The organism is Vibrio sp. JC009 (assembly GCF_029016485.1).
Classification (GTDB): Bacteria; Pseudomonadota; Gammaproteobacteria; order Enterobacterales; family Vibrionaceae; genus Vibrio.
In genome coordinates this window covers 3,007,789-3,033,439 of the sequence record NZ_CP092106.1, presented here as the reverse complement: position 1 = coordinate 3,033,439, position 25,651 = coordinate 3,007,789, and the positions used below count along the sequence as shown (strand labels likewise).

General features: G+C 47.5%; 22 protein-coding genes and 8 tRNA genes. 25 read left to right on the top strand and 5 right to left on the bottom strand.

Annotated features, from left to right (window positions below; all coding sequences use genetic code 11):
• Positions 1-125 precede the first annotated feature (125 nt).
• On the top strand, positions 126-1,100 hold the full coding sequence (gene epmA / locus L3Q72_RS13525; RefSeq protein WP_275130443.1) for an elongation factor P--(R)-beta-lysine ligase: 975 nt from the start codon (positions 126-128) through the stop codon (positions 1,098-1,100).
• Between the two features lie 109 nt (positions 1,101-1,209).
• On the opposite strand, the gene L3Q72_RS13520 is transcribed toward epmA, so the two are convergent.
• The 3 genes from L3Q72_RS13520 to rsgA form a co-directional block, all read right to left on the bottom strand.
• Entirely contained in the window at positions 1,210-2,634 is a 1,425-nt protein-coding gene (locus L3Q72_RS13520) for an SLC13 family permease (RefSeq protein ID WP_275130442.1), read from the bottom strand.
• Positions 2,635-3,230: 596 nt separating this feature from the next.
• The gene (gene asd / locus L3Q72_RS13515; RefSeq protein ID WP_275130441.1) at positions 3,231-4,118 is read right to left on the bottom strand and encodes an archaetidylserine decarboxylase; all 888 of its coding nucleotides are present in this window, start codon (positions 4,116-4,118) and stop codon (positions 3,231-3,233) included.
• A 62-nt stretch (positions 4,119-4,180) separates the two neighbouring features.
• The gene (gene rsgA / locus L3Q72_RS13510; RefSeq protein WP_275130440.1) at positions 4,181-5,236 is read right to left on the bottom strand and encodes a small ribosomal subunit biogenesis GTPase RsgA; all 1,056 of its coding nucleotides are present in this window, start codon (positions 5,234-5,236) and stop codon (positions 4,181-4,183) included.
• Positions 5,237-5,364: 128 nt separating this feature from the next.
• Here rsgA and orn point away from each other — a divergent pair, with 128 nt between their 5' ends.
• The 9 genes from orn to L3Q72_RS13465 all read left to right on the top strand — a co-directional run bounded on the left by orn (position 5,365) and on the right by L3Q72_RS13465 (position 6,997).
• A complete protein-coding gene (orn, locus tag L3Q72_RS13505; RefSeq protein WP_275130439.1) occupies positions 5,365-5,910 on the top strand; it encodes an oligoribonuclease in 546 nt (181 codons plus the stop codon).
• A 158-nt stretch (positions 5,911-6,068) separates the two neighbouring features.
• Positions 6,069-6,144 (top strand) — tRNA-Gly (locus tag L3Q72_RS13500).
• Between the two features lie 58 nt (positions 6,145-6,202).
• Positions 6,203-6,279, top strand: a tRNA-Met gene (locus tag L3Q72_RS13495).
• Between the two features lie 21 nt (positions 6,280-6,300).
• A tRNA-Gly gene (locus L3Q72_RS13490) sits at positions 6,301-6,376 on the top strand.
• A gap of 59 nt (positions 6,377-6,435) precedes the next feature.
• A tRNA-Met gene (locus L3Q72_RS13485) sits at positions 6,436-6,512 on the top strand.
• A 21-nt stretch (positions 6,513-6,533) separates the two neighbouring features.
• Positions 6,534-6,609 (top strand) — tRNA-Gly (locus L3Q72_RS13480).
• Positions 6,610-6,659: 50 nt separating this feature from the next.
• A tRNA-Gly gene (locus L3Q72_RS13475) sits at positions 6,660-6,735 on the top strand.
• 50 nt (positions 6,736-6,785) lie between these two features.
• Positions 6,786-6,861, top strand: a tRNA-Gly gene (locus L3Q72_RS13470).
• Between the two features lie 59 nt (positions 6,862-6,920).
• A tRNA-Met gene (locus L3Q72_RS13465) sits at positions 6,921-6,997 on the top strand.
• Between the two features lie 575 nt (positions 6,998-7,572).
• Here L3Q72_RS13465 and queG read toward each other — a convergent pair.
• Complete coding sequence (queG, locus tag L3Q72_RS13460; protein ID WP_275130438.1) at positions 7,573-8,685, bottom strand: tRNA epoxyqueuosine(34) reductase QueG; 1,113 nt, start codon at positions 8,683-8,685, stop codon at positions 7,573-7,575.
• Between the two features lie 207 nt (positions 8,686-8,892).
• On the opposite strand from queG, the gene tsaE reads away from it, so the two are divergent.
• The 8 genes from tsaE (at position 8,893) to hflC (ending at position 17,999) form a co-directional block, all read left to right on the top strand.
• A complete protein-coding gene (tsaE, locus tag L3Q72_RS13455; RefSeq protein WP_275130437.1) occupies positions 8,893-9,351 on the top strand; it encodes a tRNA (adenosine(37)-N6)-threonylcarbamoyltransferase complex ATPase subunit type 1 TsaE in 459 nt (152 codons plus the stop codon).
• 26 nt (positions 9,352-9,377) lie between these two features.
• Positions 9,378-11,075, top strand: coding sequence for an N-acetylmuramoyl-L-alanine amidase (locus L3Q72_RS13450; RefSeq protein ID WP_275132116.1), 1,698 nt, complete (start codon positions 9,378-9,380; stop codon positions 11,073-11,075).
• Positions 11,076-11,140: 65 nt separating this feature from the next.
• Complete coding sequence (mutL, locus tag L3Q72_RS13445; protein WP_275130436.1) at positions 11,141-13,081, top strand: DNA mismatch repair endonuclease MutL; 1,941 nt, start codon at positions 11,141-11,143, stop codon at positions 13,079-13,081.
• The gene (miaA, locus tag L3Q72_RS13440) at positions 13,074-14,006 is read left to right on the top strand and encodes a tRNA (adenosine(37)-N6)-dimethylallyltransferase MiaA (RefSeq protein WP_275130435.1); all 933 of its coding nucleotides are present in this window, start codon (positions 13,074-13,076) and stop codon (positions 14,004-14,006) included. The genes mutL and miaA overlap by 8 nt, the downstream gene beginning before the upstream one ends.
• A 176-nt stretch (positions 14,007-14,182) precedes the next feature.
• A complete protein-coding gene (gene hfq, locus L3Q72_RS13435; protein WP_275130434.1) occupies positions 14,183-14,449 on the top strand; it encodes an RNA chaperone Hfq in 267 nt (88 codons plus the stop codon).
• A gap of 38 nt (positions 14,450-14,487) precedes the next feature.
• Positions 14,488-15,777, top strand: a complete 1,290-nt coding sequence (gene hflX, locus L3Q72_RS13430) for a ribosome rescue GTPase HflX (protein ID WP_275130433.1) — start codon at positions 14,488-14,490, stop codon at positions 15,775-15,777.
• A 45-nt stretch (positions 15,778-15,822) separates the two neighbouring features.
• A complete protein-coding gene (gene hflK / locus L3Q72_RS13425) occupies positions 15,823-17,016 on the top strand; it encodes an FtsH protease activity modulator HflK (protein WP_275130432.1) in 1,194 nt (397 codons plus the stop codon).
• Between the two features lie 2 nt (positions 17,017-17,018).
• Positions 17,019-17,999, top strand: a complete 981-nt coding sequence (hflC, locus tag L3Q72_RS13420; protein ID WP_275130431.1) for a protease modulator HflC — start codon at positions 17,019-17,021, stop codon at positions 17,997-17,999.
• A 155-nt stretch (positions 18,000-18,154) separates the two neighbouring features.
• Here the strand turns inward: hflC and L3Q72_RS13415 are convergent, their stop codons facing one another.
• Entirely contained in the window at positions 18,155-18,340 is a 186-nt protein-coding gene (locus L3Q72_RS13415) for a DUF2065 domain-containing protein (RefSeq protein WP_275130430.1), read from the bottom strand.
• A 160-nt stretch (positions 18,341-18,500) separates the two neighbouring features.
• Between L3Q72_RS13415 and L3Q72_RS13410 the strand changes: the two genes are divergently transcribed.
• The 7 genes from L3Q72_RS13410 (at position 18,501) to rplI (ending at position 25,634) form a co-directional block, all read left to right on the top strand.
• Positions 18,501-19,817 carry an adenylosuccinate synthase gene (locus L3Q72_RS13410; protein ID WP_275130429.1) on the top strand — a complete coding sequence of 439 codons (1,317 nt, stop codon included), beginning with the start codon at positions 18,501-18,503 and terminating at the stop codon, positions 19,815-19,817.
• A 363-nt stretch (positions 19,818-20,180) separates the two neighbouring features.
• Entirely contained in the window at positions 20,181-20,813 is a 633-nt protein-coding gene (locus tag L3Q72_RS13405) for a tetratricopeptide repeat protein (RefSeq protein ID WP_275130428.1), read from the top strand.
• A 129-nt stretch (positions 20,814-20,942) separates the two neighbouring features.
• Positions 20,943-23,408, top strand: coding sequence for a ribonuclease R (gene rnr, locus L3Q72_RS13400; protein WP_275130427.1), 2,466 nt, complete (start codon positions 20,943-20,945; stop codon positions 23,406-23,408).
• A 53-nt stretch (positions 23,409-23,461) separates the two neighbouring features.
• Positions 23,462-24,199 carry a 23S rRNA (guanosine(2251)-2'-O)-methyltransferase RlmB gene (gene rlmB, locus L3Q72_RS13395; RefSeq protein WP_275130426.1) on the top strand — a complete coding sequence of 246 codons (738 nt, stop codon included), beginning with the start codon at positions 23,462-23,464 and terminating at the stop codon, positions 24,197-24,199.
• 278 nt (positions 24,200-24,477) lie between these two features.
• Complete coding sequence (rpsF, locus tag L3Q72_RS13390; RefSeq protein WP_275130425.1) at positions 24,478-24,867, top strand: 30S ribosomal protein S6; 390 nt, start codon at positions 24,478-24,480, stop codon at positions 24,865-24,867.
• Between the two features lie 53 nt (positions 24,868-24,920).
• Positions 24,921-25,148: a 30S ribosomal protein S18 gene (gene rpsR / locus L3Q72_RS13385; RefSeq protein WP_000090471.1), complete on the top strand. Its 228-nt coding sequence runs from the start codon at positions 24,921-24,923 to the stop codon at positions 25,146-25,148.
• Between the two features lie 33 nt (positions 25,149-25,181).
• Positions 25,182-25,634 carry a 50S ribosomal protein L9 gene (gene rplI, locus L3Q72_RS13380; protein WP_275130424.1) on the top strand — a complete coding sequence of 151 codons (453 nt, stop codon included), beginning with the start codon at positions 25,182-25,184 and terminating at the stop codon, positions 25,632-25,634.
• Positions 25,635-25,651 lie beyond the last annotated feature (17 nt).

Below are 25,651 nucleotides of genomic sequence, written 5' to 3'. Positions count from 1 at the left end.
GCTACTAGTTTTTTTGTTATAGAAATGTCGGTAAAAGAGTAAAAAATTATGTAGTGTGATAAATGTCACTCCAAGAGCGTTTTTGAGTTACAATTTGTTTAATATCACCAAATACTTATATAAATATGAACAATCAAGACTGGCAACCCAATGCAACCATTTCGCAACTAAAAAAACGTGCAAATCTTATTGCTGAGATCAGGCAGTTTTTTGCCCGGAAAGAAGTGCTGGAAGTGGACACGCCGGCCATGAGTCATGCCACGGTCACGGATATCCACCTGCATACTTTTAAAACGGACTTTGTCGGCCCGGGCTATGCGGAAGGTCAGAAGCTATACCTGATGACCAGTCCCGAATTTCATATGAAACGGCTTTTAGCCGCTGGCAGCGGATCCATCTATCAGATCTGCAAGTCTTTCCGCAACGAAGAGAATGGCCGTTACCACAACCCTGAATTTACCATGCTTGAGTGGTACAGGATCGGCTTTGATCATCATGATCTTATGGATGAGATGGATGAGCTGCTTCAGTTAGTTTTAAAGTGCGGCAAGGCAGTGCGAACGACTTATCAGCAGGCTTTTCTCAGTGTGCTTGAGGTATGCCCGCTGGAAGCCTCTATGGAAGAGCTAAAAAAAGCGGCTGCTGAGCTCGGCCTGCAGGATATCGCGGAGAAAGAGGAAGACAGAGACACTCTGCTTCAGCTTCTGTTTAGTGTTGGTGTCGAGCCGCATATCGGCCAGCAGACACCGGCTTTTGTCTACGACTTCCCGGCTTCTCAGGCGGCACTTGCCAAAATCAACAGGGATGATCCAAGAGTCGCTGACCGTTTTGAGGTTTACTTTAAGGGTATAGAGCTGGCGAACGGTTTCCATGAACTTGATGACCCGAATGAGCAACTGGAAAGGTTTGTGGAAGATAATCAGCAGCGTAAAGTGATGGGGCTGGAGATGCAGCCTATAGATCACAACCTGATTGATGCACTGAGAGAAGGACTGCCGGCATGTGCCGGTGTCGCGCTTGGTGTAGACAGGCTGGTAATGCTGGCGCTTGGCTGTGAGCATATTGATGAAGTGACGGCGTTTTCGTTTCCGAGAGCGTAGAAGGAAGGGGAATAGGGCTATGGGGGCGGGCTTTGCCCTGTTGGGGCCTGAGTGCCGCGGAAGGATAGGAGAGCCTCCATTTTGTTAGCGGAATGGAGGCTCTCTTTGTTTAGGTAATAATTATTGCTGCGGTGTATACGATAGCCAGACCAATCACACCCATAATGATGCCGGTTTTGGCCATGTCTTTGCTCTCTATCAGGCCGGTGGAGTAGGCCAGAGAGTTTGGTGGGGTGGAAACCGGAAGAATCATACCCAGCGAAGCGGAGAAGGCGACGACGACCATCAGACCCTGAATCCCACCGATAGCTGACAGGCTTTCCATTGATGCGCCAATCGCAGCGGCAATCGGCATTAACAGGTTTGCTGTTGCTGTGTTGGACATAAAGTTTGCCATCAGCCAGCAGACAAGGGACATCACAATGACCACCGCCAGTGGTGACAGTGATTCATAGTCAATGGCGTGGGCGAGGGCTTCTGCAAGGCCGGTTTTATCCAGGCCGATACCTATGGCGATACCACCGGCAACCAGCCAGAGTACATCCCAGTTGATAAGCTTAAGCTCATCTTTGCCCATAATCCCTGTCAGAGTGAAGACGGCCAGCGGGATAATGGAAACCACGTAGGTGTTCATGCCGTGAACCTTAGTGGTCATCCAGAGCAGAATGGTGGCTGCGAAGGTGACGTAGACGGTAATCGCCCGCCAGCTTTTCCTAAATTTACCATCCAGCCTCAGTACCATTTCGGCCTGTCCTGACGGAAAGAGTTTTTGCAGCAGGAACCAGGCGATAGCAAGCTGGATCATCACAAACGGCAGGCCCATCATCATCCAGGTTAAAAAGTCGATGCTGTTTTCACCGGTCAGATACTGAAGTGCAATGGCGTTGGGCGGAGTACCGATTGGGGTGGCGATACCACCAGTGTTAGCGGCAATGGGAACGCATAATACCAGAGCTTTAATCCCCAGATCGCCTTTGGGCGCAGATGCTACTATAGGGCCTAAAAGAGCCAACATCATTACCGTGGTTGCGGTGTTGGACATAAACATGGAGAAGGTGGCTGTAATCAGCATCAGGCCGAGCATGATAAAGCGGGGCTGGGTGCCGAAGGGCTTTAAAAGAACCCGCGCCAGGTTGTTGTCCAGCTCATATTTGGAAGCTGCGATGGCCAGGGCAAAACCACCCATAAACAGGATGATGATTGGCGATGAAAAGGCACTGAATATGTCTTTGTAGTTCATCAGGATGCCCATGTCATGCCCTTCCGGCGGGGTCCTGAACAGGTGTAGTCCTTTATTGGATATCATGATTAATTCAAGAGCGATAATCAGGATAGAGGTGGCAAACACGGGCACAGGTTCAAGAACCCAGAGCAGCGCTGCCAGTAAGAATATCGCCAGAAGGCGGTGTTGAATGAGTGTGAGATCGTCTATCGGAATAAGATCTATAGGAAGGAAAAGTACCACTGTGGGAATCGCAAAGCAGATAAATAGCTTAATGAGTGTCCCCGTATCTATTTTTTTCTTCTTCTTCATCTTCAGCCCAGCCTTATACCCGGTACAGCGTTGCTGTCAGGGTCTTAATTTTTAAAAGTGACTGTAACTTAGCTTAAAGTAAGCAAAAACAGGTTGCTAAGATCGGGGTTTAGTTTTGAGATGCGGAGGGGAAATATGTTGGGTTGGTTTGTTTTTGGTCAATTTTTTGGTTCGGTGGGAATATAGTGTTTTGGGTTACAGGTTACAGGTTACAGGTTACAGGTTACAGGTTACAGGTTACAGGTTACAGGTTACAGGTTACAGGTTACAGGTTACAGGCTGACTCTTATACACAAGTTTAAGGAGTCAAAGATTGCTCCTCCCCTTAGCCTCGAAAGGCCGGATTTTCGAAGAAGTAACATCGAAGGGGAGGCTGGGAGGGGTTGTTTCTCATGGGGTTAAGTTTTGGCGGTTTAACCATGCATGGCATAATCAACCCCCTCTAACTCCCCCTTCTATTAGCTTTATCAACCAGTTAGGCTTTTTCGTTCAAGGGGGAGAACCGTCCTCTGGTCACTTTAATATTTGTGTATAAGAGTTAGGGTTATAGGTGTGGTACCACCGTGCCTGGGATTAGGTACGGTGGCGGGGGAAGGTTAATTTGAAGAGTCTTCAGTATTTACTATGTGCGCGTAAGGCGTACCTAGTATGGTTTTTTCACCTTGTTGCATAGAGTCATCAAATCGAATCTTGTCTTTGGCAAACAGGTTGATAACGGTTGAGCCCAGTTTAAAGCGGCCCATCTCTTCACCTTTCTTCAGTACGACAGCTTTAGGGCCTTCGGCAGGGTAATCCCAGCGGTAAACTGTGTTTCCTCTTGGCGGGGTGATGGTGCCTGACCAGACAACTTCGATACTGCCGACAATGGTTGCGCCCACAAGAATATGCGCCATAGGGCCAAATTCTGTATCGAAAATGCAGACGACACGCTCGTTGCGGGCAAATAGCTCAGGTATATTTTCAGCAGTCAGTGGGTTTACCGAGTAAAGCTCACCCGGAACATAGATCATCTGACGCAGTGTACCGTCGCAAGGCATGTGTACACGGTGGTAGTCGCTTGGAGAAAGGTACAGGGTTGCAAAGTTGCCCTCTGCAAACTCTTCGTATAGGTCTTTATCGCCACCCAGCAGTTCCTGAGCGGAAAAGTCATGACCTTTTGCCTGAATCAGGCGGCCGTTTTCGATTGGGCCGAACTGGCTGGTTCTGGCATCTGCAGGATGAACAATGACGGATTCACCTTCAGCAACTGGTCTTGCGTCCGGGTTCAGTTCCCGGACAAAGAAGTTGTTGAAGGTATCGTAGTAAGCCGGATCAGAATACAGAGCTTCGCTCATGTTGATCTTGTACTGTTTGATAAACAGACGAATGACAGCGGTGGTTAAGCCACCCAGCTTTGCTGAAGCGAATAGGCCTGCAAGTCTGGTGATGGCATGTTTAGGCCCCCACTGCTGGAATCCAATTTTGATTTTATCTGAAAGTTTCATATCTGTTTTTACCGAATCAATCCTATTTATCAGGCGCGAGATGTTACTGAATCTGCCGCCGTTTACAAGTCAGCTTTTTTACTTCGTGAGTATTGTCTGTTTGCTTTGTTCTCAGTCATACTTTCAATTATGCGGTGATAACTGTCAAAACGTGCCTGGCTGATGGTTCCTTTTTCTACCTCTTCACGCAGGATGCAGCCCGGATCGTCCTGGTGTTTGCAGTCGCGGAATTTACAGCCGCCCAGATAAGGACGAAACTCGACAAAGGCTTCAGTGACTTCATCTGGTTCCAGATGCCATAGCCCGAATTCGCGAACCCCCGGCGAGTCAATCAGATCACCACCGTGAGGGAAGTGATAAAGACGGGCTGCGGTCGTCGTATGCTGACCAAGTCCGGAGTTTTCTGATATCAGACCTTCTTCTGCATTGACTTCAGGCAGCAGGGCATTCACCAGGCTGGATTTACCCACGCCTGACTGGCCGACAAAGATATTGATCTTATCTTTCAACTCAGCTTCCAGCTCTTCAATGCCGGCTCCGGTTTCTTTACTGACAAACAGAACCTTGTAGCCGATTTTCTCATAGGCCTTTAGCTGGTTTTTATAATCAGCCAGTTGATCTTCGTTTAATAGATCGATTTTGTTCAGCACAATCAGCGGAGCGATATGCAGTGTTTCTGAGGCGATCAGATACCGGTCGATAATATTCAGCGACAACTCAGGCAGTACGGCAGAGACAATTACCATCTGATCCACATTTGCGGCCACCGGCTTCAGGCCGTCGTAGTAGTCAGGCCTGGTCAGCATTGATGTGCGGGTTTCCACCGCTTCAACCACACCGGAAATACCGGCCATGGACTCCAGTCCAGGTCGCCATACGACTTTGTCTCCGGAAACCAGGCTCTCGATACCTCTGCGCAGATTGCAGCGGTGGATCTCTTTGGTTTCCGAATCTTCGATATCAGCATGCTGGCCAAAGCGAGTAATCACCAATCCGGATTTGGTTGAGCCAAGCATATTCTCATCCCACTGGATGGTCTCTTCCTGCTTTAATCTCTTTTTCTGGTTGCTGCGTACTCTGCGTACCTGACCTTTCGTCAGCTTTTTCTTTTTCGCCACGGTATTCCTATTATCTGCCTCAATATATAGGCATATTGCTATGGTTGTTTGTTGCCCGGACGAGTATGATATACCCAAGCTACCCAAAGGCGGTAGAGTATTTCAAAACAAAAATAGGCAATTCATCTATGTCATTCAGCGATCAGAACTTAATTTGGATCGATCTTGAGATGACGGGCTTAGATCCCGAGCAGCACAAGATCATTGAAATAGCGACCATAGTAACGGACAGCGAGCTTAATATTCTGGCAGAAGGTCCGGTATTAGCAGTTAAGCAACCAAAAGAAGCGCTGGATAATATGGATGAGTGGTGTACCACGACTCATACAGCAAGCGGCCTGGTTAAGCGGGTTGAAGAAAGTGCGATAGATGAGAATGAGGCGGTCCGCCAGACTATTGAGTTTCTGGAAAAGTGGGTTCCAAAAGGAAAGTCCCCGATTTGCGGAAACAGCATTGGTCAGGACCGACGTTTCCTGTACAAACATATGCCTGAACTGGAAGAGTACTTTCACTACCGTTACATCGACGTAAGTACTCTGAAAGAGCTGACCCGCCGCTGGAAACCTGAAGTGCTGGATGGTTTCTCTAAACAGGGCACTCACCTTGCCTTAGATGACATTCGTGAATCTATTGCAGAGCTTAAATACTACCGGGATACCATTTTCACTATCTAAGTTGTATTTGCTTATCAGTTAAAATCAGTGATTTAGTGGCTGTGATTGGTTTTTTTTTCATCAAACTGTAAAAAAAAACACTTTTTTTAATAGAAAGACTTGCATCACAAAAAAATGCTCTTATAATTCGCAGCCCTAAACGACGAAAGACGTTTAAAGCGACACTAGCTCAGTTGGTAGAGCGCAACCTTGCCAAGGTTGAGGTCACGAGTTCGAACCTCGTGTGTCGCTCCACTTTTCTCAAGGTGGAAAATTATAGTCCTCATCGTACTTAACGGTGACACAATACGGACGCGGGGTGGAGCAGCTTGGTAGCTCGTCGGGCTCATAACCCGAAGGTCGTCGGTTCAAATCCGGCCCCCGCAACCAAATTCTTTTTGAAAGAATAGTGCGACACTAGCTCAGTTGGTAGAGCGCAACCTTGCCAAGGTTGAGGTCACGAGTTCGAACCTCGTGTGTCGCTCCACTTTCTTTCAATGTGAAAAGTTATAGTCTTCATCGTACTTAACGGTGACACAATACGGACGCGGGGTGGAGCAGCTTGGTAGCTCGTCGGGCTCATAACCCGAAGGTCGTCGGTTCAAATCCGGCCCCCGCAACCAATTTCTTTTTGAAAGAACAGTGCGACACTAGCTCAGTTGGTAGAGCGCAACCTTGCCAAGGTTGAGGTCACGAGTTCGAACCTCGTGTGTCGCTCCACTTCTTTCAATGTGAAAAGTTATAGTCTTCATCGTACTTAATGATGATATGCGACACTAGCTCAGTTGGTAGAGCGCAACCTTGCCAAGGTTGAGGTCACGAGTTCGAACCTCGTGTGTCGCTCCACTTCTTTCAGGGTGGAAGTCTATAGTCTTCATCGTACTTAACGATGACATGCGACACTAGCTCAGTTGGTAGAGCGCAACCTTGCCAAGGTTGAGGTCACGAGTTCGAACCTCGTGTGTCGCTCCACTTTCCTTCAAGGTGGAAAAGCAATAGTCTTCATCGTACTTAACGGTGACACAATCGGACGCGGGGTGGAGCAGCTTGGTAGCTCGTCGGGCTCATAACCCGAAGGTCGTCGGTTCAAATCCGGCCCCCGCAACCATTTCCTTCAAAATGGTATGTCCATGGCTCTTATAGCCATCCGCTCTTTTTCATGCTGTGAAGCATAATCCCCAAAATATAAATTTCTCTAAGCCTTTTTTGAGAAAGTCTCAGGTTTAATATCAGCGAAACTGATGCTGGTTTTTCCACTGCCCGAACCCAGAGCTAGTGGTAATTCAGTTCATCCTCAGAAGAAGATTCAACAGACTTATCCACAAAATCTGTCTTGTGGATAACTTAGTGCATAATTCATTTTTATCAGAGTTTTGTGAGCCACAGAAAAAAGATCTTTTTGTTATATGCAAGGGCTTGACTTATTTGCTGTTTTCTTAACTCCATGTATATTAAGAGAAAATTCAGTGAAATTAAGATCTTTCTGATTTAATACCTCGATCATTAGATTACATTTTTTTGATCTTTGTCATTAATGTTGAGTGTGTCTAACTTTTTTCTGGCGTGGGAAATTCTTGGCAAGATGATTTTTTTTCCACATTTCTTATTTTGGGAGCTATATCAAGCTAAATGCGCAAAATAAAAATCCTAATCAGCAAGTAAATACCTGCTTACTTACCGGGCCTATGCGTCGCGGGGGAGTCCTTTCTCTATAACCCGGATTAGCCGTTCTTTCTTTCTGTCCTTTAAAGGAATCTGAGCCAGCTGTTGTTCGGTTGCCCAGCTTATATGCTCGTCCAGTACTTCTGATATTCCTTTTTTGGCTTCCAGTGCTTCAATATACTTGCCTGAATATGGAGCATTACCAATGGCAATCGTTAAGTTTCTCAGCCACTGCGTGTAACCAATGCGCCTGATTGCTGAACCTTCCATTTTTTTCAGAAATTCTTTCTCTTCCCAGTTTATCAGGTTGAGCAGATCGGGAGATTCAAAGTCCACACGCCTGTGGAAGTCATTTTGCTGTGTGAGCCCGGCGTGCCGGTTCCAGGGGCAGACTAACTGGCAGTCATCACAGCCATAAATACGGTTGCCAATGGCTTTCCGGTACTCTTCCGGGATAATGCCATCGAACTCAATCGTCAGGTAAGAGATGCACTTTCTGGAGTCAACAACGGCATTGTCCACAATGGCTCCGGTCGGGCAGGAGGTAATGCAGGCGGTGCACTTTCCGCACTGATCGGATTCCGGTTTGTCGACGGGAAGGGGCAGGTCAACCAGAAGCTCTCCTAAAAAGAACCAGGATCCCGCTTTTTGATTGATGGTGAGTGAGTTTTTCCCTGTCCAGCCCAGGCCAGCTTTCTGCGCCAGAGGTCGCTCCAGAATAGGCGCAGAGTCGACGAAGGGGCGGGCTCCGAGTTTGCCGGCTTCCTGCTCAATTTTCTGGGCAAGTTTTTTTAGCTGGTTTCTGACCAGCTTGTGATAGTCACGGCCTAAGGCATAACGGCTGATATAACCTTGGTCTGGGTTGCTCAGGTTAGAGGCGAACTGCGCTTCAGGCGGAAGGTAATCCATTCGTGCGCTGATGACTCTCATGGTTCCCGGAAGCAGTTCATCCGGTCTGGCCCGCATCATTCCGTGTCTGGCCATCCAGTCCATTTCGCCATGGAAACCGGAATCTAACCAGTTCTGCAGGGGCTTTTCATGTTCTGACAGGTCGATATCGCAGATCCCCACTTGCTGAAAGCCAAGTTCGGCACCCCAAAGTTTGATTTGTTCAGCAAGTTTTATGTAATTCATAGCGATCATGACCAGCGATATAAGCGGGGGCGAGATTGTATCCGAAGCACCTTAGTATGTTAACAATAAAAGGGGGATAATCCTTTGAATAAAGTGCATCAGCCTATAATATTAGCCTGACTGAAGGCTTGTATCTCAAAACGAACAGAGTTTACTATGATGCCTTCACTGGTTTTTATATAGTCTAGTTTCTTAAGTAAGGCTGCAATGAATACAAAACAACTGATTCTGGAGAACGAAGCGTCGACGATTGCGCTTGGTGAAAGTTTAGCGAAAAGCTGTACCCGGCAAACCACCATCTATTTGCATGGTGATTTGGGGGCAGGAAAAACGACCTTCAGTCGGGGTTTTGTTAAGGCGTTGGGCCATCAGGGGAATGTAAAAAGCCCTACTTATACTTTGGTTGAGCCATATCAGCTGGCTGATTGGCAGGTTTATCACTTTGATCTTTATCGCCTGGCTGATCCGGAAGAACTCGAATTTATGGGAATTCGTGACTACTTTACACCGGACGCTATCTGTCTGGTCGAGTGGCCGGAGAAGGGCGAAGGATTGTTGCCATGCGCTGATCTTGATATAGAGATGCGCTATTCGGGAGAGCAGAGAGAAGCTCGTCTTGTTGCAAATAGTGATTATGGTAAGGATTTGCTTAGTCGTTTGAGGTAGTGTTGTTTTTCAAGCAAATTAGAGCGCTGTATTTACTGCTCTTTCTCACTCTGGTACCGCTGTTTTCAGCAGGTGCATCTGCTAATGTTCTGGAAAAGGTCCGGGTGTGGCCTTCTCCGGATGAAACCCGCGTTGTTATCGATCTCGCTTCTGAAGTTACCTATAGCTATTTCACTCTGACTAGTCCATCCCGCCTGGTTGTTGATCTGAAAAATACAACGCTGAAGACCAGACTGCCGGTTACTGTATCGGACAGTAAAGTTCTGAAGAAAATTCGTAAGAGCACTCCGCCGGACAAGAGTACCTACCGCCTGGTTTTTGAGATGAAAACTCAGGTTAAAGCAAATTTATTTAAGCTGAAACCGACACCCGGCGGGCAGTATGGCCACCGGCTTGTTATCGATCTGCCACACTCTGCGCAATCAACGAAAGCAGCAGCACCGGCATCTTCATCTACAAAAGTCAGTAAAGATGTATCTCAGTTCAAAGGCAGTGCCGATATTGTTATCGCCATCGATGCCGGACACGGTGGGGAAGACCCTGGCTCGATTGGTCCGACAAAGAAATACGAAAAGCACGCCACTCTGGCGATTTCTAAGAAAATTGCCGACCAGATTAATAGCGTGAGCGGGATGAAAGCTGTGCTGACCAGACGCGGCGACTATTTTGTGAATCTGAATAAACGTTCATCTATCGCCCGCAAAAATAAAGCGCATATGCTTGTTTCTATTCATGCGGATAGTTTCCGTTCTCCTCAGCCAAGGGGTGGCTCAGTATTTGTGCTGAATACCCGCCGGGCGAACAGTGAAATTGCCCGCTGGGTAGAGAACCATGAGGCTCAGTCCGAATTGCTGGGTGGTGCCGGTGAGGTGCTGGCTAAGAATACAAAAGATAAAAACGTCAGTCAGACCCTGCTTGATCTGCAGTTTAATAACTCTCAGAAAGAAGGCTATAAGGTCGCTACCAATATTCTCCGGGAGATGGGTAAGGTAACTAAGCTTCATAAGTCTAAGCCGGTGAATGCGAGTCTGGCTGTGCTGAAGTCTCCGGATATTCCGTCTGTGCTGGTGGAAACCGGATTTATTTCTAATCCGACGGAAGAGCGTTTACTGTTCCAGCGTACCCATCAGGATAAACTGGCGCGGGCATTGAGAGTGGCTCTTGTGCAGTATTTTGAAGAGAACCCGCCGGAGGGCACTCTGTTTGCGCAGAGAAAGAGCGTTAAGAAGCATAAGGTGGCGCGTGGTGAGTCGGTTTCTCTGATTGCTAAAAAATATGGTGTATCTACCAAATCCATTATCAGTTTTAATAATCTGAAGAGCACCAGTCTGGCTGTGGGGCAGGTGCTGTCGATTCCGGGTGGCTCTGTAGCGGTTCAGAAAAAAGCAGCGCCAACGAAGCCAAAAGTCAGGACGAAAGTGATTACTCACACCGTTAAGTCTGGTGAGTATCTGGGTAAGATTGCGAAAAATTATAAGGTTTCCGTTGCCAGTATTAAGAAGCAAAATAAGCTGAAGCGGGAAACGCTTTGGGTTGGGCAGAAGCTGAAAATCACGGTGAAAGTAACGGATAAGCCGCCGAGAGTGCATAAGGTTAAGCGCGGAGAGTTTCTGAGCAGAATTGCCAATAGCTATGGTGTCACTGTGGCAAGTATCAGAAAGGCGAATAGTCTTCGTTCAGATGAACTGGCGATAGGGCAGAAACTGATTATTCCTAATAAATAGTCCTTACCCACCTGCTTCTTACCCGCTGTATAAGCTGCATAATAAGCAAAAATTTAGAGATTCTAGTGACTATAAAAATTCTGCCGGCGCGACTGGCAAACCAAATTGCGGCAGGTGAAGTGGTTGAGAGGCCGGCATCTGTTGTAAAGGAACTTGTTGAGAACAGTCTGGATTCTGGTGCTACCCGTATCGATATTGATATTGAGAAGGGGGGCAGCAAGCTTATCCGTGTCAGAGACAATGGTCGCGGTATCCCTAAAGATGAGCTTGGTCTGGCGCTGAGCCGTCATGCGACTTCCAAAATTCATACGCTGGATGATCTGGAAGCGATAATGAGCCTGGGCTTTAGGGGGGAAGCGCTTGCCAGTATCAGCTCTGTTGCCCGTCTGACTTTAACTTCCCGCACTGCGACTCAGGATCAGGCGTGGTCCTCATACAGTGAAGGGCGGGATATGAATGTAAAAATTCAGCCTTCTGCCCATCCGATTGGCACTACGGTGGAAGTTCTGGATCTGTTTTTTAATACTCCGGCGCGCAGAAAATTCCTCAGAACAGAAAAAACCGAATTCTCTCATATTGATGAGCTGCTAAAGCGTATTGCACTTAGCCGTTTTGATGTGGCTATCAATCTGAAACATAACGGCAAAGTGATTCGCCAGTACCGCGCTGCGAAAAATGATCTGCAGAAAGAGAAACGCCTGGCAGCGGTGTGCGGGGCGGCTTTTGTGCGCAATATGCTTAAGGTTGAACTGGAGCATAACGGTTTAAAGCTTAGCGGCTGGATTACTTCTCCGGAGGGGGCCCGTCAGCAGAGCGATCTTCAGTACTGTTATGTGAATGGCCGTATGATGCGTGACAAGCTGATCAATCATGCCATCAGGCAGAGTTATGAAACCACTTTGCGCCCGGATCAGTTTGCAACCTATGTTCTGTTTATCGAGCTGGATGCGCATCAGGTGGACGTCAATGTACATCCGGCAAAACATGAGGTGCGTTTTCATCAGGCAAGGCTGGTGCATGACTTTATTTATCAGGCATTGGCTGGCGCTCTTGCCCAGAGTAAATATATTGATTCTCCTCAGCAGACGGAGTCCGCTTACCATAAACCAGAAGCTAAGCCTGCACCGGCAAATCAGAATGAAGTTCAGGAGCAAGTAACGCAGGCTATCTCTGATATACCGGCTTATCCGGGACAAATGCAATACAGCAGAGAAGAAACAAAGCCAAAGCGTGCAGAGAATAGCCGCTCTGAAACAAGCAGAGCTGAAGCAAATAACCCCTGGGTGGAATCTAAGTCAGTTGCACCGGCAAAAAGCAGAAAAGAGCAGGAGAAAAGCCCGGATAAAGCGCAGCTTAAAGCTTATCAGGAGTTGTTACGTACACCGGATTTTGAACCTTCTCAGGAGCGCGTCAGCAACAGAATTGAAGAGCCTGTTGGAAATGTGGGTAAGGCTGTCTCTGTTATCGCCAATGAATACCTGATGATGACGGCTGATAGCGGCCCTGTGCTTATTTCACTTCATAAAGCGGAGTGGTACCGGGTATTTGGCCAGCTTCAGGTAAGTAAGAAGAATCTGGTCCCTCAGCCTTTACTTGTCCCACTTTCTCTCAAAGTGGATGACTGTATGCTCAAGGCATTAGAAAACAGTCAGCCTCTTCTGGAGCGATTTGGCATCCAGATAAAGGTCAGAAACGGTCATTCCATTATGGTTATGGGTATGCCAGGGCCATTAAGGCAACAAAATTTGCAACAGTTGCTTCTGGATCTGTTATCTTACGCGGTTAAAGAGGATTGCGGGCTGGATGAGCATAAGTTAGCTCACTGGCTGGCAACGCAAATTACCCAGGTGAAAAACGGCTACACTTTATCTGAAGGCATCCAGCTCATTTCTGAGTTAGAGCAGATCTGGGAAGGGATCTGGCCTGCGGGGCTTCCTTTGGACGACAGGCATTTTGTTCAGAAAGTCGATTTTTCAGCCACGATTGCAAAATTTAGATATGAATAAAGAATTACCACTGGCTCTGTTTTTGATGGGGCCGACCGCATCGGGCAAAACGGACTTAGCCATCAAGCTCAGGCAGAAGTTTCCTGTGGAGATAATCAGCGTTGATTCAGCGCTTATCTACAAAGGCATGGATATCGGAACGGCAAAGCCGGATGAGCAAGAGCTTGAGCTGGCGCCGCATCGTCTGATCGATATACTGGATCCCGGTGAAGCCTATTCGGCAGCCGATTTTCGTCGCGACGCATTAGCGGAAATGGAAAAAATTGTCGCACAGGGCAAAATTCCATTGCTTGTTGGCGGAACTATGTTGTATTACAAGGCTCTATTAGAGGGACTATCCCCGCTTCCTGCTGCGGATCCCGAAGTAAGAAAGCAACTGGAACAGGAAGCTAAAGAGCTTGGATGGGAGAAACTGCATGATCAATTAAGAGAGATTGATCCCGTTTCTGCAGAAAGAATTCACCCAAATGATCCACAAAGATTGTCCAGGGCATTGGAAGTTTTCCGAATTTCAGGTAAAACTTTAACTGAGCTGACAAAAACTCAGGGAGAACCTATCCCGTACAGAGTTAAGCAGTTCGCAATAGCACCCAAGGAAAGGGCTGAACTCCACCGTCGAATCGAATTAAGATTTGATAAGATGGTTGAAGCCGGATTTGAAGATGAAGTTAAGGCGCTCTATGCCCGTGACGATCTTCACCCGGATCTACCTTCTATCAGATGTGTCGGATACCGGCAGATGTGGGACTATTTGGACGGGAATTGCTCATTGGACGACGCGGTTTTTCGCGGCATATGTGCAACCCGTCAATTGGCCAAGCGACAAATTACCTGGTTACGCAGCTGGGATAATTTAACTTGGTTAGATAGCGAGAACATAGAACAGGCACTAGAATTAATGACTGATGCAATCGTATCAAATTGATTTTGGTGAGTATCGTGTATAATGTGCTCGTTTTGGCGTGAAAGTGTGTTGATTATGAGCTATAGCTTAATATGCGCACTTTTTGATTCATTTAGCTGAAATGCATAAAGCAGCCTGAAAATTGCCGCAGAGCAACTAGCTAAATAATTACAACTACAAACATAAGGAAAATAAAAATGGCTAAGGGGCAATCTCTACAAGACCCATTTCTAAATGCATTACGTCGTGAACGTGTGCCTGTATCAATTTATCTAGTGAACGGTATCAAACTACAAGGTCAGATCGAGTCTTTTGACCAGTTTGTTATCCTGCTGAAAAATACTGTTAACCAGATGGTATATAAGCACGCTATTTCTACTGTTGTTCCTGCACGCGCAGTAACACATCACAGTAATTCCGATCGCCCTCAGGGTGACCGTCCACAAGAGAAATCTGAAGATTAATAGTAAAATAACTAACTTGTTATTAAGGAGTTGATTGCTTGTTTGACCGTTATGAAGCCGGTGAGCAGGCTGTTCTTGTTCATATCAACTTCACGCAAGAGGGAGAGTGGGAAGATTTAAGCGAATTTGAAATGCTGGTCTCCTCCGCCGGAGTCAACACGCTACAGGTTATTACCGGTAGTCGTCAGGCTCCGCACCCTAAGTATTATGTTGGAGAGGGAAAGGCTCAGGAGATTGCACAAGCTGTGCAGTTAGCCGGAGCTGAAATTGTGATTTTCAATCACGCCCTCTCTCCTGCCCAGGAAAGAAACCTAGAACACTTGTGTAAATGCCGGGTATTGGACCGGACCGGTCTGATCCTTGATATTTTTGCTCAGCGAGCGCGTACCCACGAAGGTAAGCTGCAGGTTGAGCTGGCACAGTTGCGCCACATTTCTACCCGCCTGATCAGAGGCTGGACTCACTTGGAGAGACAGAAAGGTGGTATTGGTTTACGTGGGCCGGGTGAAACTCAGTTAGAAACTGACCGACGTTTATTGCGTGATCGTATTAAAGCAATCTTGCGTCGTCTGGAGAAAGTAGCAAAACAACGCGAACAGGGAAGAAGGGCCCGGAGCCGGGCAGAGATTCCTACCATTTCACTTGTCGGTTATACCAACGCCGGTAAGTCGACACTGTTCAACCGGATCACTGAAGCGGGGGTATATGCCGCCGATCAGCTGTTTGCTACTCTGGATCCGACATTAAGAAAAATTGAGCTTGCTGATGTTGGCCCATCGATCCTTGCGGATACGGTAGGCTTTATCCGTCACTTGCCACATGACCTTGTTGCTGCCTTTAAAGCAACACTACAGGAAACTCAGGAAGCTGACATTCTGCTGCATGTAGTAGATGCCAGTGATGATCGTTTCCGGGAAAACATCGAGGCTGTCGATATTGTTCTGGAAGAAATTGAAGCGAATGAAGTTCCTTCTCTTATCGTAATGAACAAAATTGATAATCTGGATGGGCAGAAACCACGTATAGAAAGAGACGATGAGGGGATTCCCCGAAGAGTCTGGGTTTCTGCAATGGAAGGCTTAGGTATTGATCTGCTGTTTGAAGCACTGACTGAACGATTGGCGAGCCAAATGGTTCAGTACCGTCTTCGTATTCCGCCACAATTTCAGGGAAAGCTGCGTAGCACATTTTTTGAAATGAAGTCGATTCAGGGCGAAGAATATGATACAGATGGTAACTTATTGATCGATATCCGAATGCAACAGGTAGATTGGTCTAGACTTGAAAAAAGAGAAGGGGCAGTTCTGGGTGACTTTATCGTTCACTAAAGGACTGCTACAGTATAACGTCATACTAAATGATGGAGCTTTCTGATGGCGTGGAATGAGCCTGGTAATAATAACGGCAATAATAATGGCCGCGATAATGACCCGTGGGGGAATAATGATCGCGGCGGAAAAGGTGGCCGTGATCAAGGACCGCCAGACTTGGATGAGGTTTTTAATAAACTGAGCCAAAAGCTGGGTGGAAAGTTTGGTAAGAAAGGTGGAATGCCTTCTGTCGGTGGCAGCGGTGGCGCGATTGGTTTCGGCCTGATTGCTGTTGTTGCTATCGCAATCTGGGTGTTTGCCGGTTTCTATACCATTGGTGAAGCGGAAAGAGGTGTAGTGCTTAGGTTAGGTAAGTACGACCGTATTGAAGATCCAGGTCTGAACTGGCGTCCTCGCTTTATCGATGAAGTTACTCCTGTAAACGTTCAGGCAATTCGTGCACTGCGCGCATCGGGTACCATGCTGACTAAAGATGAGAACGTGGTTACCGTAGAGATGGGTGTTCAGTACCGTGTTTCTGACCCGTACAAGTATCTGTTCCGTGTAACTAACGCAGATGACAGCTTGCGTCAGGCAACTGACTCAGCGCTGCGTGCGGTAATCGGTGACTCTTTGATGGACTCTATCCTGACCAGTGGTCGTCAGCAGATCCGTCAAAGCACACAAGAAGAGCTGAATCGTATTATCGATAATTACGATATGGGTCTGCTTGTTGTTGATGTGACTTTCCAGGATGCCCGTCCGCCGGAGCAGGTTAAAGACGCATTCGATGACGCTATCGCGGCGCGAGAGGATGAGGAGCGTTACATTCGTGAAGCGGAAGCTTACGAAAACGAAATCCTGCCTAAAGCAACAGGTCGTGCAGAACGTCTGAAGAAAGAAGCACAGGGTTACTCAGAGCGTACAATTAACGAAGCACTTGGTCAGGTTGCTCAGTTTGAAAAACTGCTTCCGGAATACCAGGCTGCACCTGAAGTTACCCGTGATCGTCTGTACCTGGATACTATGGAAGAAGTTTATACAGCGACCTCTAAGGTTCTGATTGATTCAGAATCAAGCGGTAACCTGCTATATCTTCCGGTTGATAAACTGGGACAGTCCAGTGGCGAAACGGCAACAAGACGTAAAGCTAAGACAACATCAGCCTATGATGAAATTGAGCTGGAGTCTCAGCGTACTGATACGCAGACTAACTCCACATCCCGTTCAACTACAACGCGTCAGGGGAGATACTAATAATGCGTAAGTTAATGATCCCTGTATTGGTTGTGGCAATAGCTTTAACCCTGATGTCATTGTTTGTTATCCCTGAAGGCGAGCGCGGTATCGTGATCCGCTTTGGCCGGGTACTGAAAGACAACAATGAAGTGTCTCGTATTTACGAGCCGGGTCTGCATGTCAAGATGCCTCTGTTTGATCGCGTGAAGACGCTGAATGCGCTTATTCAGACAATGGATGGTCGTGCTGACCGTTTCGTTACCTCTGAGAAAAAAGACGTAATCATCGATTCCTACGTAAAATGGCGTATTGAAGACTTCGGTCAGTACTACCTGGCAACTGGTGGCGGTGATACGCTGACGGCACAGGCGCTTCTGGAACGTAAAGTAACAGACGTACTGCGTTCTGAGATCGGTTCCCGTGAAATCAAGCAGATCGTTTCTGGTCCTCGTTCTAACCAGGACGCTGTTCCTGTCCCTAGTAGCGAAGGTTTGACTGAAGCTAGCCTTCAGGCTCTTGAGATTGACGGTCAGCGTGATGTCATCATGGCAAACGTACTTAAGGACACTCAGGTAAGTGCAATGAGTGACCTTGGGGTACGAGTGGTTGACTTCCGTATGAAGAAAATCAACCTGCCGGATGAAATCAGTGACTCTATCTACAAGCGTATGCGCGCAGAGCGTGAAACGGTTGCTCGTAAACACCGCTCTCAGGGCCGTGAAAAAGCTGAAGTTATCCGTGCACAGGCTGAGCTTGAAGTAGCAACGGTTCTTGCGGAAGCGGATAAAACAGCTCGTGTAACACGAGGTGAAGCAGACGCAAAAGCTGCGGGTATCTACTCAAATGCATACAACAAAGATCCTGAGTTCTTCAGCTTCCTACGTTCACTGCAAGCCTATGAGCGTTCATTTGCTGAGAAGAGCGATATCCTGGTTCTGGATCCTAAGAGTGACTTCTTTAAGTATATGAATGAAGCGAAAGGTTCGGTTTCGTCGAAATAATTTGCTCTTTGTAAATCGTAAAAGGCTCCCGGTGCGGAGCCTTTTTTATTGGGCTATGGGACGGGCTTTGCCCTTGAAGGTTATAAGGCTATAGGGAAAATCTCCCATAACCCCATAACCCCATAACCCCATAACCCAAGACCATTATATTTCGGTCAGGCAACCATAAACGCAATAACAGCCCCCGCAACAACAAGACACCCGCCAACTCGCCTGAGCTGATTGTCCGGCTGTTCACTTAGCTGCGCCACCATTTTTCTCCAGCCATTCGGGGCTATCAGCGGACCTATTCCTTCTGCTATCAAGACAAATCCCAGTGCCAGAAAAATTGCTCTGTCCATTTAGTTACCCCTAATGTGAAAATTTATACTTATCAAGATACTGGATTTCCAATTTACATTTGCTTTCGCAATTATGACATTTTTATGCTCAAAAAATGACTGCAAGATTTTTTTATCGGTGCTAGAATCCATTTTTAACTAGCAAGCAGACTTGGGAAAGATGGGAAATAACGTAGTCGTTCTTGGCACCCAATGGGGTGATGAAGGTAAAGGGAAAATCGTAGACCTTTTAACGGATGAAGCAAAATACACTGTTCGCTATCAGGGCGGGCATAATGCAGGTCATACTCTAGTCATCGACGGTGAAAAAACCGTTCTCCACTTAATTCCATCAGGTATCTTACGCGATAATGTGAAATGTATTATCGGTAACGGTGTTGTTTTGTCTCCTGATGCTTTAATCAAAGAGATGAAGCCACTGGAAGAGCGTGGAATTCCGGTTCGTGAACGTCTGTTCATTTCTGAGGCATGTCCGCTGATTCTTCCGTACCATATTGCAATGGACCAGGCTCGTGAAGCCGCTCGTGGTAAGAAAGCACTTGGTACAACAGGCCGTGGTATCGGTCCTGCTTACGAAGATAAAGTTGCTCGTCGCGGTCTTCGTGTTGGTGATCTTTTTGATAAAGAAGCATTTGCTGAAAAACTGAAAGAAGTAATGGATTTCCATAACTTCCAGCTACAGCACTTCTACAAAGCAGAGCCAGTAAGTTATGAAGACGTTCTTGAGCAGGCTATGGGCTACGCTGATCTTCTGACTTCTATGGTTATTGACGTAACTGATGAGCTTGATGCAGCGCGTAAGCGTGGCGACAAGATCATGTTCGAAGGTGCGCAAGGTACTCTGCTGGATATCGACCACGGTACATACCCGTACGTAACCTCTTCAAACACAACCGCTGGTGGTGTTGCTGCAGGTTCTGGTTTCGGTCCACGTCATATCGGTTACATCCTTGGTATTGCGAAAGCTTACTGTACTCGCGTTGGTTCTGGTCCTTTCCCTACTGAGCTGTATGATGGTCTGGACAAGCAAGACCCTGTAGGCAAACACCTGGGTGAAGTTGGCCACGAGTTTGGTGCGACTACCGGACGTCTGCGCCGTACAGGCTGGTTTGATGCTGTTGCTATGCGTCGTGCAATCCAGATTAACTCTCTGTCTGGTTTCTGCCTGACTAAACTGGACGTACTTGACGGTCTTGAAGAGCTGAAAATCTGTACTGGTTACAAGATGGAAGACGGCTCTGTAATGGAAGTTTCTCCAATGGCGGCTGATGAGTTCGAAAAAGTAACGCCAATCTACGAAACTATGCCAGGCTGGTCTGAAAACACATTCGGTGCAAAATCTCTTGATGCACTGCCACAAGCAGCACTTAATTACATCAAGCGCATCGAAGAGCTGACAGGCGTTCCTGTAGATATTATCTCTACTGGCCCTGACCGTAACGAGACTATTATTAAGGTTCATCCTTTTAATTCTTAATCATTTTTTGATTACGGAATGGATAGAAGGCCAGCTAGGGATAGTTGGCCTTTTTGTTTTTTAGGGCTATGGGGCGGACTTCGTCCGTGAGGGGGATAGGGCTATAGGGAAAAGCTGAAAAAGCTTGACATCATGTGCAGTCGAATCAAATCTTGCATAACCCCATAACCCCATAACCCCATAACCCCATAACCCCATAACCCCATAACCCCATAACCCCATAACCCCATAACCTTGACCCTTGAACCAAGATCACCATTCCCCCCACCCGCAACGCCCGCCTAAACTTTCTACGCTATATTTCCCTAAAGCGAACAAAATTTCTGCCGATAACAAAGCACGGTTTGAGAAAAGAGTGCAGCCATGAAGCTGAAAGCGATAGCAGCTTCGTTGTTACTTGTTCTGAGTTCACCATTTGCCAGTGCGGCTGATGAGGTGGGTGAGCCAGTTCCGATTTACAGCGAAGCGGAATTGATAAATTTAATCAACAAGAATAAACATCTTGAAAGAATAAAAGCGGATAAGTGTCAGATTGTGGAAGATATCGTTGCCCGTGCAACGCGTATCAGCCTGCCTGCTTACGAGTTTTTGTATGGTGACATGCTTTCATGGGGGGTATGTGTAGACCAGGATGTAGAACTGGGTCTGTATTATATTGAGAATGCGGCTCATCAGGGTTTACCGGCCGCTCTGGAGCAGTTAGGCAGATATTATTCTCGGGGTACTTTAGTGCAGCAGGATAAGGAGAGAGCGATACCTTACCTGAGAGAAGCAGCGCAGATGGGGAACCTGAATGCCCGAATTCATCTGGCTGAACTGCTGTTACGTGATTACGGCAGTCCGCTGGATTATGAAGATGCCTACCGCTGGTTATATAACTCAGTGACTGCAGATAAACGCACACACAGAAGAATCAAAGTGTTGCGTGATGGCCTTGAGCAGAGAATGCCTCAGAACATCATCGCCAGAGCGAAACGCCGTGAGGTATTCTGGTAACAGAGTAAAAACCGTACTCTTTTCGAACTCTATCCCGCGCCCTGCTCAAGCAGGGCGTTTTATTTATGTAAGTTAACTAATACTTCTATATACTTAAGGCAACAAGACCCTTCTAGGACAGGTTTTATAATGACCGACAAAAAAATCCAGGATCAATTTGCTGATCGTGAATCCCAAAAGTACGAAAATCCAATTCCGAGCCGGGAATTCATTATTGAATTTCTGACGGAAGCGAATGTGCCTATGAACAGAAATGATCTGTTCGAGGTGCTGGGACTTTCCGGCGAGGATCAGTATGAGGGATTGCGTCGCAGGCTAAGGGCGATGGAACGTGATGGTCAGTTAGTGTTTACTCGCAGGCAATGCTATGCACTGCCTGACAAACTTGAGATGGTTAAAGGCTATGTTATCGGTCATAAAGATGGTCATGGCTGGGTAAGGCCGGAAGGCAGTGTCGGCAAAGAGAATGACTTGCTGCTGCCTTTTCATCAGATGCGCAGTATTATTCACGGTGATTACGTGCTGGTTCAGCCGGCCGGAACAGACAGGCGCGGACGCAAAGAGGGCAGGCTGGTACGCGTTCTGGAAGAGCGAAAGACTCAGATTGTCGGTCGCTTCTTTATGGATCAGGGCTTTGCCTATGTGGTTTCTGATGACTCCCGTATCAGTCAGGATATTCTGATCCCGAACGAGCACAGAGCGGGTGCCCGTATGGGGAATGTGGTTGTTATTGAGATCACCGACAGAGCTACCCGTACTCAGGGAATGATGGGTAAAGTGGTTGAAGTGCTCGGTGAGAATATGGCGCCGGGTATGGAAACCCAGATCGCCATCCGTACCCACCAAATCCCGCAGGACTGGCCGGAAGAGGTTGAAAAACAGATTGCTGACCTTGGTGAGGAAGTGCCGGAAGAGGCCAAACAGGGCAGGGTAGATCTGAGAGACTTACCTCTGGTGACTATAGATGGCGAAGATGCCCGAGACTTCGATGATGCGGTTTACTGTGAGGCCAAGCCAAGCGGTGGCTGGCGCTTGTGGGTTGCAATTGCTGATGTGAGCTACTATGTCCGCCCGGATACGGCTCTGGACAAAGAAGCGATTAACCGGGGTAACTCTGTCTACTTCCCATCTCAGGTTGTGCCTATGCTGCCGGAAGTGCTGTCCAATGGCCTTTGTTCTCTGAACCCCCAGGTAGACCGCCTCTGTATGGTATGTGAGATGACAGTATCCGCAGCAGGCCGTCTGTCAGGCTACAAGCACTACGAAGCGGTAATGAACTCCCATGCCCGTCTTACCTATACCAAGGTTGATGCCATCCTTAACGGCGATAAAGAGCTGCGCGAAAGATACGACCCTCTGGTTCCGCATCTCGAAGAGCTGCACAAGATGTATAAGGTGCTTAAGCATTCGCGAGAGAACCGTGGCGCTATTGAATTTGAAACCGTAGAAACCAAGTTTATCTTCAATGCAGAACGTAAGATTGACCGCATTGAGCCGGTTATCCGCAATGATGCTCATAAACTGATTGAAGAGTGTATGATTCTGGCCAATATCGCTTCAGCCTCGTTGGTGGAAAAGCTGAAAGAGCCGGCTCTGTACCGTATTCACGAATCTCCGGGAGAAGAGCGCTTAACCGGATTCAGGGATTTCCTTGGTGAGCTTGGACTGAATCTGGCTGGTGGCCTGGAGCCGTCTCCAACCGACTATGCCAACCTGATGCACGCCATCGGTGAAAGACCGGACAAAGAGCTGATTCAGATTATGCTGCTGCGCTCAATGAAGCAGGCGGTTTACAACCCTGATAATGCCGGACACTTTGGCCTGGCGCTAAAACGTTATGCGCACTTTACCTCACCGATCCGCCGTTATCCGGATCTCTTGCTGCACCGCGCCATCAAATATCTGATCGCGAAAAAAGAGGGGCGCAACAAGGATCGCTGGACACCAACCGGTGGCTTCCATTACTCCTTTGATGATATGGACTTCTACGGCGAGCAGTGCTCGATGACAGAACGTCGTGCTGATGATGCAACCCGTGAAGTGGCTGACTGGCTCAAGTGTGAATATATGCAGGATCACGTGGGTGAAGAGCTGGAAGGGGTCATCGCCAATGTGACCGGCTTTGGTTTTTTTGTCAGGCTGACAGAGCTGCACATTGACGGCCTTGTGCATATATCCACGTTGGCGAATGACTACTATCAGTTTGATCCTATCGGTCAGCGACTGATTGGTGAGAGCTTTGGTCATATCTACCGGCTTGGTGATCAGGTCAAAGTGAAAGTGCTGTCGGTAAATCTGGATGACAGACAAATTGACTTTGAATTAGTCGAAACAAGTCGTAAGCTACGCGGCAAAGGAAAAACAGCCAAAAAACGTGCCGCAGAAGCCGAGAAAAAAGCGTCTTCTAAAAAGAAAGCGGCAGTGAAGGCGCGTAAGGGCGGGAAAGCAAAAGCGTTAATTGAGCCGACCAAACGCCCTGACGGTTCATCGGAAGAGTCAGGAAAGAACCCAGCACGCAAGAAGACTAAAGCTGAAAAAGCACGTAAGAAGAAGTCACGCGCTAAAGTGAATAAGTCGAAAGGCAAGCGAAAATAACCCCTCTAGCTCCCTCCTGAAAAGGGGGGAGAATTTGGAATTGAAGAGAAATCATGAGTAACGAATTTATCTACGGTATTCATGCCGTAAAAGCCGTGCTGGAAAGAGATCCGGCACGATTTATTGAAGCCTTTGTTCTTAAAGGGCGTCAGGATGACCGTCTGTTGCCGATCCTGAATGAACTTCAGCAGTTCGGTGTTTCTATCCAGCAGATGGGCCGAAAGGCACTGGATGATAAAGCACGGGGCGCTAACCATCAGGGCATTATTGCCAAGGTGAAGCCTGCTAAGCAGCTAAACGAAAACGATCTGGATGAGATTATTGCTCAGAATGAGCAGCCACTGTTTTTGATTCTGGATGGCGTGACCGATCCGCATAATCTTGGTGCCTGCCTGAGAAACTCTGACGCAGCAGGTGTAGCGGCCGTTATTGTACCTAAAGACAAGTCTGCACCTCTTACTGCAACCGTAAGTAAAGTTGCCTGCGGCGCAGCAGAAACAGTCCCTCTTATCCGGGTAACCAACCTGGCCCGTACAATGCGCGCCATGCAGGAGCAGGGCGTATGGATTGTCGGTACAGCCGGTGAAGCGACCCACGATATCTACCAGTCCAACCTGAAAGGCGGATCGCTTGCTATCGTTATGGGTGCCGAAGGAGACGGTATGCGCCGCCTTACCCGTGAAACCTGTGATGATTTGATTAAGATTCCTATGGCGGGGAGTGTTTCGAGCCTGAATGTTTCTGTGGCAAGCGGGATTTGTTTGTTTGAGGCTGTCAGGCAGCGGAAATAAAGGCCCTGGGCCCTGGGGTCGGGCTACGCCCTGCTGGTGCCTGGGAAGTCAGATCATAGCGACTTCCCAGGGCCCGATAGGGCGTAGCCCGTCCGAGGGCCAAGCACCAAACCTGAGGTGTTGAAATATCCAAACTAAATTCAATTTTCCCCTTGCCCTCCCCGCTTCATTTCTATACAATTTGCCGTCCTTAATTCCGGTCTATTTTATTAGTTCCTTGCTTCCTCTGGACGGACCGGGCCATTTGTGGAAGCTGAATAATCCGTAAGGAGCAACCAATGCGTCATTACGAAATCGTATTCATGGTGCACCCAGATCAAAGCGAGCAAGTTGCTGGCATGATCGAGCGTTACACTGGTTCTATCACTGAAGCTGGCGGTACTATCCACCGTCTGGAAGACTGGGGTCGTCGTCAAATGGCTTACCCAATCAACAAGCTTCACAAAGCTCACTACGTTCTTATGAACGTTGAAGCTGACCAGGCTGTAATCGATGAACTAGAAACTGCTTTCCGTTTCAACGATGCAGTTCTACGTAACATGATCATGCGTACTAAAGCTGCTGTAACTGAGCAATCTATCATGCTTAAGCAAAAAGAAGAGCGTGCAGAGCGTGCTCCTCGTCGTGAAGAGCGTGCAGAAGCTAAACCAGAAGCTGCTGCTGAGTAATTTACTCAGTAATTAGTACAACTTTACTCAAATTTAAGATCAGGAGATAGCCCATGGCTCGTTTCTTCCGTCGTCGTAAATTCTGCCGTTTCACTGCAGAAGGCGTACAAGAGATTGATTACAAAGACGTAGCAACTCTTAAAAACTACATCACTGAAGCTGGTAAAATCGTACCTAGCCGTATCACTGGTACAAGCGCTAAGTATCAGCGTCAGCTAGCTCGCGCTATCAAGCGTGCTCGCTACCTAGCTCTACTGCCATACACTGATAAGCATCAGTAATCGGCACCGTTTATTAAGAAAGAGGATTAAACAATGCAAGTTATTCTACTTGATAAAATCGGTAACCTAGGTGGTCTTGGCGATACTGTTAACGTTAAATCTGGTTACGCTCGTAACTTCCTTATCCCTCAGAATAAGGCAGTAATGGCAACTAAAGCTAACGTTGAAATGTTCGAAGCTCGTCGTGCTGAACTAGAAGCAAAAGTTGCTGAGCAACTAACTGCTGCTGAAGCTCGCGCTGAGAAAGTAAACGCTCTTGAAGCTGTTGTTATCGCATCTAAAGCTGGTGACGAAGGTAAACTATTCGGTTCTATCGGTACTCGTGACATCGCTGACGCAGTTACTGCTGCAGGCGTTGAAGTTGCTAAGAGCGAAGTTCGCCTTCCTGAAGGTGCTCTACGTACAACTGGTGAGTTCGAAATCAGCATCCAGCTTCACTCTGAAGTATTTGCTACAATCAACCTACAGGTTGTTGCTGCTGAGTAATTTTCGGCATCAAAGCG